12 protein-coding genes and 1 pseudogene are annotated in these 17435 nt (G+C 44.0%); 6 read left to right on the top strand and 7 right to left on the bottom strand.

Annotated features, from left to right (window positions below):
• Window positions 1–129: 129 nt before the first annotated feature.
• Both IP485_RS04810 and IP485_RS04805 read right to left on the bottom strand, forming a co-directional pair.
• Window positions 130–1356, bottom strand: a complete 1227-nt coding sequence (locus IP485_RS04810) for a serine hydrolase domain-containing protein (RefSeq protein WP_198326257.1) — start codon at window positions 1354–1356, stop codon at window positions 130–132.
• Between the two features lie 103 nt (window positions 1357–1459).
• Window positions 1460–1588, bottom strand: a pseudogene (locus IP485_RS04805) (hypothetical protein); the annotation flags it as partial.
• 470 nt (window positions 1589–2058) lie between these two features.
• Here IP485_RS04805 and IP485_RS04800 point away from each other — a divergent pair.
• Together IP485_RS04800 and IP485_RS04795 are read left to right on the top strand one after the other, a co-directional pair.
• Complete coding sequence (locus tag IP485_RS04800; protein ID WP_198326255.1) at window positions 2059–2475, top strand: VOC family protein; 417 nt, start codon at window positions 2059–2061, stop codon at window positions 2473–2475.
• A 125-nt stretch (window positions 2476–2600) separates the two neighbouring features.
• Complete coding sequence (locus IP485_RS04795; protein ID WP_198326254.1) at window positions 2601–3365, top strand: lysozyme inhibitor LprI family protein; 765 nt, start codon at window positions 2601–2603, stop codon at window positions 3363–3365.
• A 984-nt stretch (window positions 3366–4349) separates the two neighbouring features.
• On the opposite strand, the gene IP485_RS04790 is transcribed toward IP485_RS04795, so the two are convergent.
• The gene (locus tag IP485_RS04790; protein ID WP_198326253.1) at window positions 4350–6485 is read right to left on the bottom strand and encodes an NADPH-dependent 2,4-dienoyl-CoA reductase; all 2136 of its coding nucleotides are present in this window, start codon (window positions 6483–6485) and stop codon (window positions 4350–4352) included.
• A gap of 464 nt (window positions 6486–6949) precedes the next feature.
• Between IP485_RS04790 and IP485_RS04785 the strand changes: the two genes are divergently transcribed.
• Window positions 6950–8614, top strand: coding sequence for an AMP-binding protein (locus IP485_RS04785; protein WP_198326252.1), 1665 nt, complete (start codon window positions 6950–6952; stop codon window positions 8612–8614).
• A 203-nt stretch (window positions 8615–8817) separates the two neighbouring features.
• On the opposite strand, the gene IP485_RS04780 is transcribed toward IP485_RS04785, so the two are convergent.
• The 4 genes from IP485_RS04780 to hemA form a co-directional block, all read right to left on the bottom strand.
• Entirely contained in the window at window positions 8818–9237 is a 420-nt protein-coding gene (locus tag IP485_RS04780) for a DUF6691 family protein (RefSeq protein WP_198326251.1), read from the bottom strand.
• A gap of 98 nt (window positions 9238–9335) precedes the next feature.
• On the bottom strand, window positions 9336–9773 hold the full coding sequence (locus tag IP485_RS04775) for a YeeE/YedE family protein (RefSeq protein ID WP_198326250.1): 438 nt from the start codon (window positions 9771–9773) through the stop codon (window positions 9336–9338).
• A gap of 235 nt (window positions 9774–10008) precedes the next feature.
• Entirely contained in the window at window positions 10009–11142 is a 1134-nt protein-coding gene (locus IP485_RS04770) for an aminotransferase class V-fold PLP-dependent enzyme (RefSeq protein WP_198326249.1), read from the bottom strand.
• Window positions 11143–11627: 485 nt separating this feature from the next.
• Window positions 11628–13049, bottom strand: a complete 1422-nt coding sequence (hemA, locus tag IP485_RS04765) for a glutamyl-tRNA reductase (protein WP_198326248.1) — start codon at window positions 13047–13049, stop codon at window positions 11628–11630.
• A gap of 590 nt (window positions 13050–13639) precedes the next feature.
• Between hemA and IP485_RS04760 the strand changes: the two genes are divergently transcribed.
• From IP485_RS04760 to ispE, 3 genes are all read left to right on the top strand, one after another.
• Entirely contained in the window at window positions 13640–15568 is a 1929-nt protein-coding gene (locus IP485_RS04760) for a tetratricopeptide repeat protein (RefSeq protein ID WP_198326247.1), read from the top strand.
• 145 nt (window positions 15569–15713) lie between these two features.
• The gene (gene lolB / locus IP485_RS04755; protein WP_198326246.1) at window positions 15714–16346 is read left to right on the top strand and encodes a lipoprotein insertase outer membrane protein LolB; all 633 of its coding nucleotides are present in this window, start codon (window positions 15714–15716) and stop codon (window positions 16344–16346) included.
• A gap of 72 nt (window positions 16347–16418) precedes the next feature.
• Window positions 16419–17381, top strand: coding sequence for a 4-(cytidine 5'-diphospho)-2-C-methyl-D-erythritol kinase (ispE, locus tag IP485_RS04750; protein WP_198326245.1), 963 nt, complete (start codon window positions 16419–16421; stop codon window positions 17379–17381).
• Window positions 17382–17435: the final 54 nt, after the last annotated feature.

Raw genomic sequence — 17435 nt, 5'->3', positions numbered from 1 at the left:
TTGAGTGAAAGTATTACAACTAGTAGGCTAAGCGAGACTGACACCGTATCCAATTTATAGAGGATTGACTATAACTCTATAAGATAGCTATCTTATAGAGTCATCCTATTCATCCCTTTAACAACAAGCTCAATCTGTTTTGGGCAATGTAGTCTGAGCAGGTAAATTATTTAAAATAGTTTTTACTTCAGTGACGTACTGACCCAAATCTGGCTCTAGATGAAAACCCTCTACGGGCGTAGGCAGGCCTTTTTGCTTACCCAATCTAACGATGATCGCGTTCTCTTCTGGTAGCACTAACACTCGCTGTCCCAAGTGACCGAGCATGGCATAAAAAGGAATCGGACTGTCCATATCTGTCCATACCGAATGACCATATACCTGCGCCTGTCCTTCTGTGAACGCGGCTGCATTGGGCGTGACCATCCACTTAATATGCGCTTTACTCAGTAGCTGCTCGCCTTGCCACTCGCCACCATTCAATAGCAATTGTCCAAATTTTGCAAAGTCCAGCGCACTGGCACTTAAGCAGCAATAAACCTTTTCAATATTTTTTGAACCATCAAGCGACCAGTAAGCATCACCCTCCATCCCTAGTGGCTGCCAGAATTTTTCTTCTAAATAGCTAGAGATAGTATAGCCATGTGGCTCTAACGCTCGCGACAGTGCAATACCAAGCATCTGTGTGTCGCCTGATGAGTATTCAAATTGGCCACCGCATGCCTCTTTAAAATCGCGATTGACCATTTGCTTGACCAAGTCATGACCATAGTAGGACTCTGCTGTGGGATTGATAGGAAAGTAATAATCCTCTGTCCAATCGTAGCCTGAGGTCATCGCTGATAAATCTGCAAGCGTGCAGTTCTGTGCATATTGATTGTCGGCATATTCAGGCAGCCAAGTAGTGATTGGCTCATCAATGCTGTCGATATAGCCGTCTTCTACCGCTTTAAGATATAGCATGGTCGTGACGGTTTTTGCCATCGAAAAGCTATTGGTATGCGAGTCGCTGCCATAGTCCTGCCAATAATTTTCGTACAGTAGCTTGCCGTCTTTGATAATGGCAAAAGCAACCGTTTGGTCTGTGTCCAAGGCATTTTGTAAGGTAGGTGTGAGTTCAACTTGCTCTAAGCTGGGGGCTTTGTCCCATTTGATAGGATCTCTGGCACGAATCGTCCGATTATCAAAATCAACATAATCGTCAATATTGGCCGTGGCTTCGCCTTTAAAATAAGTGAGCTGTAGCCCGCGAAAAATGTAGGCATTGCCTGTTACCATTAAGCCGAGGCTGATAACCACTAACAGCCCTATGATAGGCAGTATTATCCATTTAAATAATATTCTTAATACAGCCATTGTAAAATCCTTTTTATATGGCAAAGTTTTATTTTATCTGACATCAACCAATTAGAGCCAGTGTGCGAGCTAAGCGTTTATTTTAAAAGCACATAAATAAAAAAAGACGGCAAACTGACTCTTGACCTGCACAGACCACGACACTATCGACACGTAGCAGATGGCTCTGGCCTTGGTTGTTGGTGACCCAGATATCTTCATTGGTGACCTTGTCATACTGCACGCCAGTGACTTAAATTAGTGGCGCAAGTTGCAGGTTTTAAAGAATGGTTGGTAGCAGAAATACAGGGTTAGATTTTGCGACGTCAAATTTAATCTAGCAAGTATTGCAATGGATGCTGCTTGATAAAAAATTACTGACACAAATGCGCTTTATGTAATTAATGGTATTGATATCATCAATACACTATTTGAGATTTTGCCTATAGTCAATCAATGTTAAAAATGATACAAGGCAGACGAGCGCAAGTACTATAGTCAGTTCAATATAATTTCGATACAAGGAAACCGAGTGCAAGTTATACATTAGTATGCTTAGCGAGGATGACGATGTAGCGGATTTATATAGACTTGACTATACAGTGGTACGCTAAGCGAATCTAACGCCGTAATACCTTAAGAGTGGTTCGACTATATTAATGATGCATGACAAGCACCCTACCATTACTCCATTTTTTATGAAAAAAACATTAAGGCATTTTTATGAAGTACTTACATGCAATGATTAGAACCAAAAAATTAGAAGAAACGTTATCTTTCTATTGTGATCTTATGGGCTTACAACTGCTAAGAAAGAGAGACTCTGAATCTGGCAGATTCAGCTTATATTTTTTAGCAACGCATGAGGGTGCGCCAGAGATTGAGGTAACGCACAACTGGGATGAAAAAGAGTATTCCAATGGCGATAATTTTGGGCACTTTGCCTTTAGAGTCGACAACATATACGCGCAGTGTGACACCTTTATACAGGCAGGGGTCGAGATATTAAGACCACCTAGAGATGGTCATATGGCTTTTGTGAAAGACCCTAACAATATCTCGATTGAACTGCTACAAAGTGGCGAAGACTTAGAGCCTATTGAGCCTTGGATTTCGATGGAAAATATTGGTAGTTGGTAAATGAGTGAGGCTGGCTAGTTGGGCTAGGATGGATGGACTGATTCATTTTTTGTAGAAAGTGATGACACGTATATCGCAGTTATGGCTTCCCTAAAATACAATCAAGCGCTAGAAACGAGGATGATATGAAAAAGTTATGCATCACTACCATCAGTATTTTAGGCGCTTGTCTACTCTCCATTTATGCCAATGCAGCAAGTTTTGATTGCAACAAAGCGGCTAGCTGGGTAGAAAAAACCGTTTGCGACAGTCCTGAGCTTTCTAAGCTTGATGACGTAATGGCAAAGAAATATAGAACTAATCTCAATGATGCAGCTAACGAAGAAGACAGCAAAAGCTATAAAAACAATTTGATTATAGATCAAAACTTATGGCTGAATTTTCAACGGAATACCTGTAAAAGTGAAGAATGTCTGATACGTGAGTATAAAGAATATATCGAAGCGCAAGCCAATTACGGTGTGGCTTGGAATTTTCCAGATGAGTTAAGTCGTTCTGATTTACCGAGTAAAAGTGCTTTTGGTAAGTTTTCTCAAATCTCACTATATAATTCAGATACTCAGCGTTGGGAGGATTCAGGAGAGGCAAAAAACACGGTATCGATTCATAGTGTCGCTAATAAGCCTTATCTTTCCATTATCGAGGGTGTTTTGATTTTTACCAATGCTCATACCTGCGATTTGGGAGAGAGTAAAGCCATATGGTCAGAAAATCATTGGGTCATCAACGATGATCAGCCAGATAAAGCTGTTGAGCTGCGTTTATATCCAGCACTTTATAAAGGTAGGACTCAATTGTTATTAAGAGATGTTGAGGATCAGTTTAGGCGGGGGCGTTGTGGTGCGCGAGGATATTTTGACGGTATTGTATTAGAGCGTGAGGTGCGTTAGTTTTTCTAATTGAAAAATAGAATTTGCTGAACACTTTTAAATAGGTAGCATCATTCACTTGAAGAGTTTTTTTAACACTACCATTATAAAATCCTTTTTTATGGCGTGGTTGGTGCGTACGATTGAGTATCGCGGGTAAGGTTTAATTTAGCATGGATGTGGGGTTTTGGGAGGTAGTCTTTTAGGTAGTGATCTTAGATTGTAGGCTAGGCTTTTAGCCCAGCGAATTGAAGAACTAAACGAACTAAAGCTATATTTTACTATGCTAAATTGAGATATTTTTATGACTATAAATTTATTTATATTTTATAGTTAGAGCTCGGCTAAGAACCCAGCTTACTTAGATATTGAATATAAATTGTTCATTTTTTCACATTTACTTAATACAGACGACTTTAAAATGGGATCACGTTCTATATCTTGGAGAAATTCTTCGATTCCATCATTAAGACAGCTATACAAGACTGATATATCAATCAGTTTAGTTGGATTTGAATAATTTTTTTCTTCACTAATCAGTTCTTTTTCTGAAAATTCTATATTTTGATAGAAAGCTAATCTAAAGTGTTTTTCACTATTGAAGTGCTTATGTTCAGCTGTTCCCATATGTAAAAAAGAACATCTAGTGTTCCATATATCAGTTGACGTACATCTCAATTGAGTCAAGTCACAGTAAGTTTCAAGCCAATTCCTAAAGTCAGACCCGTCTGAATATTCAGTCGATGATATTAACCATCCTAGCTGATCTATGAAAGTGAAGAACAAGAGCAAACCCTGTTTGTCATAGCAAGACTTATTCAAAATCGTAATTGAGTTATTGAATGAATTAATTACTTCTCTAAGTTTGTCCATATATATTAGCATCCCATTACTATATATCTAAGGGTGTAGATATTAATAGTTTCTAAAGTTACGCTGTAGCTTACAAGCTAAAAAAAACGGCAAGATAATCAATCTCGCCGCTTTGATATTTAATTTGAAACCTTAGATCGCGGCTGCAACCTCTGCACCATCACGAATTGCGCGTTTGGCATCTAGCTCTGCTGCTAGCTTAGCGCCACCGATTAGATGATATTGCGCGTCTGGTGCATCACCAACATTTGGCATCAGCTCAACCACAGACTCTTGACCAGCACAAACAACGACACTATCCACACGTAACAGCTGGCTTTGACCTTGTGCATTAGTCACCCAGATGCCTTCGTTAGTGATTTTGTCATACTGCACGCCAGCCACTTGGATGACGCCGTGAGATTTGATATGCGCGCGATGTACCCAGCCTGAGGTTTTGTTTAGACCACTGCCCAGACGGCCTTTGCTACGCTGCATCAGATAGACTTGGCGGATTGGCTTAATCGCATGCGGTCTGACCAGACCGCCATCAGTTTGATAGTCGGTATCATTGGTCACGCCCCACTCCTCACGCCACTCGCTGATTGACTGCGGCTCAGGACGATAGCTTGGGTCTTTTAGTCCATCAGGGCCGATCTCATCAAGCGACTGACCATGATTGGCGGTCAAGTATTCACTGACATCAAAGCCAATACCACCTGCACCAATGACTGCTACTGTGTTACCCACTGCTTTTTCACCAGAGAGCAGCTCAGCATAGCTGATCACTTGTGGTAGATCAGCACCTTCGAGCTTACCTTCTAGGCTTCTAGGTACAACGCCAGTTGCGACGATGACATGATGGAACTTGGCTTTTTCAAGCATGTCCTTATCAACCTTAGTATTCAGTTTGATCTCAACGCCTAAGTGCTCAAGCTCATTGATATAGTAGCGAACGGTCTCAAAGAACTCTTCTTTACCAGGGATGACTTTGGCGTAGTTAAACTGCCCACCCAGCACGTCCTTGGCTTCAAACAAGGTCACCTTATGGCCGCGCAAGGCAGCGACATGAGCAGCTGACATACCAGCGACACCGCCACCGATGACGGCGACTTTTTTCGCTTTCTTCGCTTTTTTGTAGACCAGTTCAGTCTCATAACAAGCTTGTGGGTTGACCAAACAAGTCGAGCGTTTATTTTCAAACGTATGATCTAGGCACGCTTGGTTACAAGCGATACAGGTATTGATGCGATCTGTCTGACCGTTTTTGGCTTTATTGACCCAGTGTGCATCCGCTAAGAATGGACGCGCCATCTGAATCATATCAGCTTGACCATTGGCGACGATCTCTTCTGCTGTTTCTGGCATGTTGATACGGTTAGCCGCCATCATTGGGATATTGATGTGCTTTTTGATCTCAGCGGTGAAATCAACGAAAGCTGCTCGTGGCACACTGGTCACAATAGTCGGCACACGTGCTTCATGCCAGCCGATACCCGTGTTCATGATGGTCACGCCCGCTTCTTCTAGCGCCTTAGCTACGGTGATGACCTCATCCATAACGTTACCATCTTTGACCAAATCAATCACTGACAGGCGGAATAAGATAATAAAGTCTGCGCCAGTCGCCTCGCGTACCGCTTTAACCACGTCAACGGCAAATTTCATACGACCATGAATATCACCACCATAAATGTCTTTACGCTTATTGACGTGACTTGATAAAAACTGGTTGAGTAGATAACCCTCAGAGCCCATGATTTCGACACCATCATAGCCTGCTTGCTTGGCAAGTTTGGCTGAGCGCGCATAGTCTTTGACCGTCTGCTCAATATTCTTGATGCTCATCTTACGCGGTTTGAACGGTGAGATTGGTGACTTAATCGGGCTAGAGGACACAGCAAAAGGATGATAGCCATAACGACCACTGTGCAATATCTGCATGATAATTTTGCTGTCGTGCTTGTGCGCGGCACGAGTGACACGCTGGTGATTGATGACGTCGGCTTTGGTATTCATCGTCCCGCCAGCAGGCAGCAACCAGCCTTCACGATTGGGTGAGATACCACCTGTAATCATCATCGCCACGCCGCCTTTGGCACGCTCTTCAAAATAAGCCGCCAGCTTGCCATAATTATAAAAACGGTCTTCAAGACCCGTGTGCATAGAGCCCATTACCATACGGTTTTTTAGCGTCGTAAAACCTAAGTCTAGTGGCTCAAATAAATGCGGATAATACTCATTGGTACTGGCGGTGTCAATTGTATTGTCAGAGCGGCTGGCGGACATATCATTTTCCTTATGAATGGTTTTTTGGACTATTTCTGAAGAACCGTTGTGCTATGAGATTTAGCGTTACTGGTATCGTAACACACCGCGATTATTGTCAGCTACGCAGACAAGCGACTGATGAGTGAGCACTATATTTATTGCAATAATAAATGGCGCGGTCTATTAGACTAAAGGATGGCGTATTATTAAACCAATATTAAACAAGCACTAAAAATCAGGCCAGTATCATAGGCAGCCTGTTTATAATAAATGACTGCCTATAATAGACGACTACTACTTATTCGTCATAATACGATAAGTATGCTTATAAATATTGTATTACGATGATATATTTTAATCGATAAATATCGACTTACCCAAATAGTTTCTGTGCTAGATTATAGTACCGAATGATGCTGTGAAATCACGGTTCGACATAATAGTGCTACCAAATATTAGAAATACGATAAAGGATTATCACCATGACAGACTTCCACACGGGTCTTGGCAAAAATGCCGCCAACCATCAACCACTTACCCCTATCGATTTTATCATTCGCAGCGCTCAAGTATATCCTAACAAGACTGCTATCATTTATGACGACCTAGCACACAACAACCTCACTCAGACGTGGCAACAGACCTATGATCGCTGCCGACAACTGGCTGATGGTCTGCGTAAACTGAGTGTGGATAAAAACGACACGGTCGCGGTCATGCTACCGAATACGCCAGCGATGGTCGAATGCGCCTTTGGCATTCCGATGTCAGGCGGCGTACTCTGCACCCTGAACACCCGTCTCGATATCAATGCACTGACGTTTTGTTTGCAGCACTCAGAGGCAAAGGTTCTCATCTTGGACAGCGAGTTTGCTGACTATGCCGATATCATTAATGAGACCTTCCCTCACTTAATCGTCATTCACTCAACCGACAATGCCGTCAATGTCGAGCAATTTGGGCAGATGAGTTATGAGGCGTTGGTTGCCAGCTCAGACAGTTTGGATAATTGGGAGATGCCGACAGATGAATGGGATGCCATTGCACTGAATTATACCTCTGGTACGACAGGCAAACCCAAAGGTGTGGTCTACCATCACCGCGGTGCTACGCTCAATGCAATTTCCAATATTTTGGATTGGGATATGCCCAAGCACCCAATGTATCTATGGACGCTGCCGCTGTTTCACTGCAATGGCTGGTGCTTTCCGTGGACCATCGCCGAGCGTGCGGGGGTCAATGTTTGCTTGCGTAATATTGATGCCGATTTAATACTACAGCTGATGGCCAAGCATCAGGTTAGCCATTATTGCTCTGCGCCAGTCGTACACAATATGATTGCCGGCGGCAAACCTGAATATAAGGAAGCCATTAACCATACGGTCAAAGGTTGGGTCGCTGGTGCACCGCCGTCTGAAACCATGCTGGCCGCCATGGAAGCCATGGGCTTTCATATCTCTCACGTATATGGTCTTACCGAAGTGTACGGACCAGTGACAGTCTGCGCGGAGCAGGAAGAATGGAATGAAATCGATGTGGCGACACGCGCTCAAAAGAAATCGCGCCAAGGTGTGACGTCACATTTGATGGCAGGGTTCAATGTATTTAAGCAAGGTACGACTGAACCCGTTGCTGCCGATGGTCAGGAGATGGGCGAATTGGCACTGCGTGGCAATATGGTGATGAAAGGCTATCTAAAAAGCCGCCAAGCGACCGAAGATGCATTCGCTGATGGCTGGTTCCGCACGGGAGATTTGGGCGTCAAATATCCTGATGGCTACATCAAAATTATGGACAGACTCAAGGACATCATCATCTCAGGCGGTGAGAATATCTCTAGTATCGAGGTAGAAAATGTCTTGTACAAACTGCCTGAAATCCTGAGCTGTGCGGTCGTCGCTGCACCCCATGATAAATGGGGCGAAGTGCCTGTTGCCTTTATCGAAATCCATGAAGGCAATACCTTACAGCGCGATACCGTGATGGTGCACTGTAAGAAACACTTAGCGGGCTTCAAAGTGCCCAAATACATTGTCTTTGCAGAAATACCCAAGACCAGTACAGGTAAAGTGCAAAAATTTGAGCTACGCCAAGCAGCAAAGTCATTGGCACACGAAACGCCAAAAGTAACCACCAGTGCGAAATAAAATAGCGACTTGTTAAGTCATATCATCAATTAACACCCATCAAAAAGGTCAGCGATGTATAGCTGACCTTTTTTGGAGCGCTAGCTTATTTATACTATAGTTGGCTCAATGTAATTTGGAGACAAGAAAGCCGAGTAAAAGTACTACACCTAGTAGACTAAACGAGGCAGACACCGGCTACAATTTATAGAGAGCTAACTATATCAACCAAGTTTAGGCTCAAGCCACTGATAGACTAACATTCCTATAATCATCGCTGGAATAAACACATAAGCTTGCCACTGTCCCGTACCGAGCAAGACGATTCCTGGACCTGGGCAAATACCGACCAACCCCCAACCGATACCGAACAACATCGCGCCAATTAGCAGTTTTTTATTAATGACGGTTTTGCTTGGCATCTCTATTAATGTGCCAATCCAGCTTGTCTGCTGACGCTTTGCCAATCGTACACCAAAAAACGCCACTATCAGACCACCACCCATCACTAGTGCAAGGGAGATATCCCATGCGCCAAATATGTCCAAAAACCCTTGTACCTTCACAGGATCGGTCATACCTGACACCAGTAGTCCAAGTCCAAACAGCAATCCTGCCAGCAATCCGATTATATTTTTTAGCATCGTCGTATCTCGCTATTATTATCTTTTATTAACCATCATATGTCGTTCGCGCGTTAGTCCAATTATTAGCATTCATCTGGCAGACTGCCATGAGTTAGCTATAGCAGGCCTAATACATGACGACCGATATAAACGGTCACAATACCAAACAACATAAAGGTGACAGTTGCTGCCAATGACCGTGGAGACAGACGCGAATTACCACAGATACCATGTCCACTCGTGCATCCTGAACCTAAACGCGTCCCAAAGCCGACCAATAACCCTGCACCAATTAACAGTGGCAAAGAGGTACTGATAGCTACCTCAGGTAGCGGTCTTGCCAGCTTATAAAGCAGTGGTGAGATGACCAAGCCCAGTATAAATAGCACCTGCCACATCTCCACACGCTTGGGTTTTAATAGGCTTGAAAAAATACCACTGATGCCTGCTATACGACCAATACCCAGCAGCAAGATAACCGTCGCTACACCTAGCATTAGGCCACCAACTAAGGAGATCGGTGTAAATGCTTGCCAGTCTATTTGTATGCTCATAACGGACTACCCAATTAGGTTTATTAGATACGTGTTTAGATATTAATTTATAAAAACACATTATATTATAAAATATAATAAAAAGGTAAAAAAATACTGAACCTAGCATAATGCTAATGGTCCAGTATTTTTTATAACTGTAAAGACTGCCCTGCAAAGGCTTTAGAAAAGACTGTGAAGAAGGCTTAATAAGCTATCATATTAATATCTTTATCAGCCTTCTTGATGACTATAATTACTGACTCAGCACTTTATCAAGTGCCGCTTCAAAACGCGCTACGGTACCATCGATATCGGTCAATTTATCCAAACCAAATAGACCCAAACGGAAAGTTTTAAAATTATCAGGCTCGCCCACTTTCAAGGGTACGCCAGCAGCGATTTGCACCCCGATTTCAGCGAAGGCACTGCCTTTATGCATGTCATCGCGATCGGTATAAGAGACAACAACGCCAGGCGCTTTAAACCCTTCAGCAGCAACGCTCTCAACACCTTTGGCTTCTAACATTTCACGAATACGTTTGCCAAGCGTCCACTGCGCGTCACGCAACTTATCAAAACCAATTGCTTTGGCTTCATTAACAGCATCGCGGAACTGACGCAAGCTGTCTGTCGGCATCGTTGCATGGTAAGCATGACCGCCGTTCTCGTAGGCACGCATGATATTCAACCATTGCTTTAGGTCGATACTAAAGCTATCAGACTCAGTGCTGTCTACTTTTGTGACAGCCGCATCGCTTAGCATGACCAAACCAGCGCTCGGTGTACTGCTCCAACCTTTTTGCGGTGCGCTAATCAGCACATCGATGCCCAATTTTTTCATGTCTAGCCAGACGCAGCCTGAAGCAATACAGTCAATGACTAACAATCCGCCAACGCTATGCACAGCTTCGCTCAAGGCTTTGATATAGTCCTCTGACAAGATGATGCCCGATGAGGTTTCAACATGCGGTGCAAACACGACAGCTGGCTTTTCTTCTTGAATCTTCGCAACTGCTTCGTCAATGTCCACAGGTGAGAACGGCTTTGCAGCATTGCCTTCTTCACGATGCGCTGTCAAAACGGTAGTCGATTTTGCAATCTTGCCTTTTTCTAAGATCTGCGTCCAACGATAGCTGAACCAACCATTACGAATAATTAGGCAGTCTTCGTCATTTGCCAACTGGCGCGCGACTGCTTCCATACCATAAGTACCAGAACCAGGAACGATCACCACTGCGTCCGCGTTATACACAGATTTTAGGTCACTAGATAGATCGTTCATTACTTGCTGAAAGGCTTTTGACATATGGTTCAACGCGCGATCGGTGTAAACCACTGAATACTCTAATAAGCCGTTTGGATCGATATCTTGACGTAATGCAGGCATTGAACACTCCTAGTGTATGGGTAGATAATAAATGGCTCTTCACATCTCATATCATGATGTCTGAACATGCAGATAATAGGAATACCCATATTGTCAGATATCATTGATGGTTGAAGGACACAGAATATAAGGCTAACGAAAAAGATTTGCGTCTATGTAAAAGAGTGAGAATGCGACCGAATACAAAGGTATCAGTCATGACTCAAGTGAGATAGACGCTATCACTCTTTTATAGTGGATTGACTACAATACGTTAACCAAGCCATTTGTGAGAGCTTGATATTAGCACTGATGCTGAGTGTTGACAACGACACGCGCAGGCAACGATATGGCTTGCGCTATTAGGCATTTATTGATAAGAAGCTTTTTGATGATAAGGAGTTTATCAATAGGAAAATACTAGTAGGTATGAGTGGTTAACGCTACTTGAAGCGTTGATTGATACGTTGATTAACAGACATCAACTGACCGCTACGGCGAGACAGTCAATGCCCTCGGTGAGCGTCTTGCAATCCTGATACCACAAAATCGAGCAGATCACTATCTCCCTCACGAGCCGCTTTGCGCATCAGCTTCGACGGCGCATGGGTCAATGTTTGGGTCAGACGCCTTGATAGCTCGGTAATGATATCTTCTGGGCTGGTATTGTCCTGTTGCAGCTGAGCAATAGATTCCTGCAGCAGTTTCTCGACTTGACCCTGAGTACAAGCACGATACTGCTGGATATCTTTGCCCACTTGGCGCACCTGAAAACGGCGATCAATCTCAACAATCAATTGACTGACCAACAATTCAGCATCGACTGCTGCTTGGCGACGTTGTTCGATATTGCCTGCAATCACGTGCTGCAAATCATCGATAGAGTACAGATAGATATCATCAATACGGCTGATGGTCGAGTCGATATCACGCGGTACCGCCAAATCTATCATTAGCATCGGCTGATAACGGCGACGCTTCAATGCCTGTATGGTCATAGGTTTATCAATCAATAGATCCATACTGCCACTACAACTGCTGACAATATCTGCTTCTGATAATAATTGCGGCAATGCCTGCAACGGGTGTACTTCTATGCGCCGGTCAGGATGATGCAGTTCAGCCGCTAACGCTTCCGCGCGCTCAGGATTACGATTGCAAATAATAACGCGCCCCACCCCAAGACCTGCAATATGGGTGGCGACCAAACGATTCATCTCGCCTGCCGCGACGACCAGTAACGTACGACTGGGCAGATCATCAAATATCTGTGTGACCAGTTTGGCTGCGGCAAAGCTGAGTGATACTGCCTGCGCCCCCACTTGCGTCTCGTTACGCACTCGCTTGGCAGCGGCAAACACCTGGTCGACGATCCAGCCAAGCTGATTACTCAATACTTTTTGCTCTTGGGCCAGATGTACTGAACGCTTGATCTGACCAAGGATTTGTGGCTCGCCCAATATCATGGAGTCCAGTCCCGCGGCTACTCTAAGCCAATGCGTTAATGCATGAGTGTCGCGGTGTACATAGAGATAAGGGTCAATATCAGCAAGCGGCAGTTTTTTAAAATCAGCAAGCCAAGTCTTAATCTTAGTGATATGATTGCTCATAGCAGCAGCAGAAACGTTGGTGCTGCTGACAAAGTTAGACAACGACTGCTCAGCAGATTCGGCGGCTTGGCTATCTACTGACTGACTGCCCGATGATGACGAGCCCGATATCTGTGATGCCGAGCTTTGATGGGTTGGATTCTGCGGTACCAGCGCATAAATCTCGGTACGATTGCAAGTGGAGACAATCACACTACCATCTGTAAAGGTCTCTATCTGCTCAAGTGCGACATTCACATCGTCACCCACAAGTGCCAAGCGCTCTCGCAGAGCGACTGGTGCAGTTTTGTGATTGACCCCAATGACCACTAATCTCATTATCGATAGACCATAAACATGATGCTCATCTGCCTCTGACGCTATCTTATTATTTTTAAAAGACAGTCTTTGATGACAGCGTTAAAAGGAAAACCCTAAAAACCGCCTATTATATCATTATTGCTAGCTTTAATTAACACTCACCCAGCTATGATGACTATTTGTCTGTATCTGGGCATTACTGTAACAAATCAACTACTCATGTGATTGATAAAACCAATGGTTGAATTTGAGCAAGTCCTCAGTCAGAGCACATTAAATCATTCGCTTACTGAACCATAACTTGTTATATTTCCATAATATTCTGTTCAATATGCTTATCTGTTTTTGATCGTCTTTTAATTGCTATCACTATAAATGTTGAGACATTCCCTGCCAATCGTTACAGGCTTTTAAAACAACGCTAGTCACTAGATGGCTAGTATTAACTAAATAGCTGCCACTATCTGAGTAACACGGACACTATTGTATAGATTGTCTGTCTACTCTTATAATGTCTGTCATGGGTAATCGTGGTTACCATTTTATTTGAAATGATTAAGATAAAATTGCTTTTTATAGAGGCAAATCAGGGGCGAATACGGTTGTCTATGGTTTTTTTCGGATCATTATTTCGAGCAAGTCCTCCATATAGCGAGCAACACAGCCTCCGTGCTCTGTTGCAGGTCGTTATCGAGCGTCTATGCCAACGATATAAGCTGGCGCTATCATTGGCAGTTTGCCTGTGCCTGACGGTACCTGCCTATGCCAGTCATCCTGATACCTCAGTAGAAGCACAAATCCCAAAGATACCCGTATCTAATAGCGTTATTAGACGAACTGATAGCGGTAATGATATTGTTACATCCGACGGCGGCGACAGCCAAGCCAAAGATTATGTGACCAACATCGATGGTTTAGCACCCACCAGTTTATGGCAGCCAGAGCTCAATGAACCTAGTTTATATGCGCTATTGGATGCAGAGTTTTCTGCTGATCGCAATGACAAGCAACGTGCGATTGCGATCTATAAGCAGCAATCTTTTAAAGAGGATGCCACTGCAGTATTTGAGAGAGCCCTTAGCCTCTCGCTGCGTAGTGAAAGAGTTGAGGATTCATTACAATTTGCCAAGTCATGGCAAGATCAAAACCCTGATCACGTGCCTGCTTGGTTTTATGTCGCGCATTTGGCATTACGGGCGCACGATTACATTCTAGCTGGCGAAACATTAAACCGTATCTTGCGTTACGATCCGCGTGCCGATTTGAGTGAGATTTTGATTGGTATTTATCCCAATGATGACGAGGATAAGCGCGAATTACTCGCCGCCTTGCAACCTCTAGATAGTGAGCAAAATGCGTCATTATCTGTACTAAAAGCCGGCTTACTCTATCAATTCAATGAGCCTGAGATTGCTATTGTCCATATCAATCGTGCGCTAGATCGTCAGCCCGATTACGTACCCTTTATCACTTTAAAAGCCGATATATTACGTAAAATCGTCACAGCAGAGACGGTTCTCAAATATATCAGTCAAGCACGTTTGCGCAACACTGATAGCAAAAGACTGTATTTATACGAGATTCGCTACCTACTCGACTTAAAACAAAGTAAGCAAGCTTGGGAGTTATTACTCGAGGCGCATGACGGCTTCAGTGATGACGCCGAGATTACCTTGCTTGCGGCATTGGTAAGCCTAGATATCGAAGAATATGCGAGCGCTGACAGCCTGCTAAATATGCTCGCCAAGAGTCCGACTTACCTGAACCAAGCTTATTACTATCTTGGTATCAGTGCAGAGCGTCAGCAGCGTTTTGAGCAAGCCAAATACTATTTCAATGGTGTCATGCAAGAGGATTTGGTATTAGAGGCTCGTAGAAAGGTGGTCGCTTTTGAATTGCTCAATGACAATGTCGATGCGGCCATTGCGACGTTAGAAAAACTGCGTAAAGACTTTGCAGTGTTTGCCCCCGATACCTTTGTGATGCAAGCCGATATTCTATGGCAGCAAAACGACTCCGCAGAAGCGCTGCGCTTGCTCACGCGAGCTGCTCGTAAATACCCTGACAATGAAATGCTGATGTTTGCACGTGCTCAGCTCTTGAATGACAAAGACGACTATATCGTCAAACGCACCTTGCTCAATCATTTGCAGGCACTAGATCCTAGCAATTTGTCCTACCAGCTTAGCTATGCAGAGTTATTACTGGCCAATGAGCGCAGCTATGAACAAGGGCTGACACTCGCGACATCGATTATTAAAATTCGCTACGATGACCCGCGCTACGACAACGAACTGCATTTGCAAGCCCTTAATATATTGGCGGGTAACGCACTGGCCAAAGAAAACTATCAGCAAGTCATTGACTATCTGCAGACGCCTTATGATGTCCTACCAACGCTGCGCTCAGGTACGCTCTTACTGCGTGCTTATCAAGGGCTGGGCAATAATGACGAAGTCGAAGCTTTACTGACAGATTTGCAGCAGCGTTTCTCATTTGGCCAGCACAATATCAATGACCGCATACAACTCTATTGATAGTAAATCCTTCCTGCTCAGCCTTTTGATCCGTGTTTACAATACCCTTATAAGACACTAACAGCCGGGCATAACCGAGCAACAAATAACGCTTAAGCTAAACGCTTTGATAATTCGCTCCTTTTTCTATTTGCGAGAAAACCTTATGTCAGCATCAATTATTGCCTATAAACCAAATAAACTGGCGCTATTTAGTGCCATGGCTGCAGCGATGGTCATCACATCGGGCTGTCAGTCACTAAAGACAGCCAACGCGACTAGCCAGCCTACGACCACCATACAAGCTCAAAACGCTGAGCAGCCCAAAAAGCTAGAGAGCTTCAATATCACCGGTAAGATTGGCGTCACGACAGCGGCTAATGACTCAACTGGTGCTCAAGGCGGTAGTGCGTTTTATGCATGGGGTCAGCAAAACGACCGTTTTGCGATCGAGTTGATTGGCGCACTAGGTATCGGCAAAACCAACATTGAATACAATGGTCAGACAGCGACTCTCGTCAGCGAAAAGACCGGTACCTTGACTGCTGATGATCCTGAGACTTTACTTAAAAAAGCGACTGGCTGGCAAGCCCCTATCTCACAAATGCCGTATTGGGTATCTGGACGTCCCGCACCTTCAGACAGTGCACCAAAGCTAGATAGTCAAAACCGTTTGGTCAGCTCGGTCAATGGCGACTGGAGTGCCAGTTTCACTTATAAAGGTGATGAAAAATTACCAAATAAAATCAGTGCTGTGCAACCACAAGGCAACAAAGTTGTAATGACCATTAATCATTAACGATAAGATTTTGATTGCACTCCTTTTCTTGTTAAGACAGCCGTCTATGACTGAAATTTATGGTTAACAGCTATGACTGAAAGTTTCGCCGTTCAATCTGCCTCTACCATTACTCGCTTATCCCCTGCAAAGATTAATCTGTTTTTGCACATCACGGGTAAGCGCGATGATGGCTATCATAATTTGCAAACTGTGTTTCGCTTGCTTGATTGGGGCGATTATTTGCATTTTTCGGTGACCGATGATGCAGTGATTTATACGGATAATGATAAATTAGATGCTAACAAGCTTTGTCATCAGCTACTGACATTGGCTGGTGCAGAGGCTATTACTGATATCATAGAAGACAATCTCATCTTTAAAGCGGCACGCGCATTGCTCTCCGCTGCCATACAGTCCAATCATGTGCCCAAGCAGTTGGCACAAGTAGCTATCACTGTAGACAAGCATTTACCAATGGGTGCAGGGTTGGGCGGTGGTTCCTCTAATGCAGCGACGACGATGCTTGCGCTCAATGAGATTTGGCTGCTTAATTTATCCTGTGATGCGCTCATAAAAATCGGTGCGACAGTGGGTGCGGATGTGCCCATATTTATATTTGGCCAAGATGCGATTGCGATGGGTATTGGTGAGGAGCTGACCGCGATTGATTTACCAGAACAGCAGTATTTAATCTTAACGCCTAACGCCCATGTCAATACTGCAAAGCTGTTTGCACATCCGAAATTACAGCGAGATATCTCAGCATTATCAGTTGAAACCATTAAAAGCCAATATGCTGATTATATGCAAGCTCTTACGGCGCCATATCACAATGCCTTTACACCTGTCGTGACGAGCCTCGCACCTGTTGTTAAAGAGGCATTGGATTACTTGCAAGGGTTAGAGAGGCAAGCACTTGGCACAGCACGCATGACTGGCTCTGGTAGCGCTGTGTTTTTGCCTTTAGATGCAAGTATTGCCAGTGATAAAAAGCTATTGGCAAAGTGGGTTACAGATGCGCCTTGTGCGGCATATATAGCTGGGAGTTTATAACTGCGCAAGTTTTTATAGATAGGTGAAAAGGTAAGCGCCGCAAATACTATCAAG

It is taken from the genome of Psychrobacter sp. NG27, assembly GCF_016106655.1.
Classification (GTDB): Bacteria; Pseudomonadota; Gammaproteobacteria; order Pseudomonadales; family Moraxellaceae; genus Psychrobacter.
This window is presented reverse-complemented; position numbering and strand designations above follow the sequence as displayed.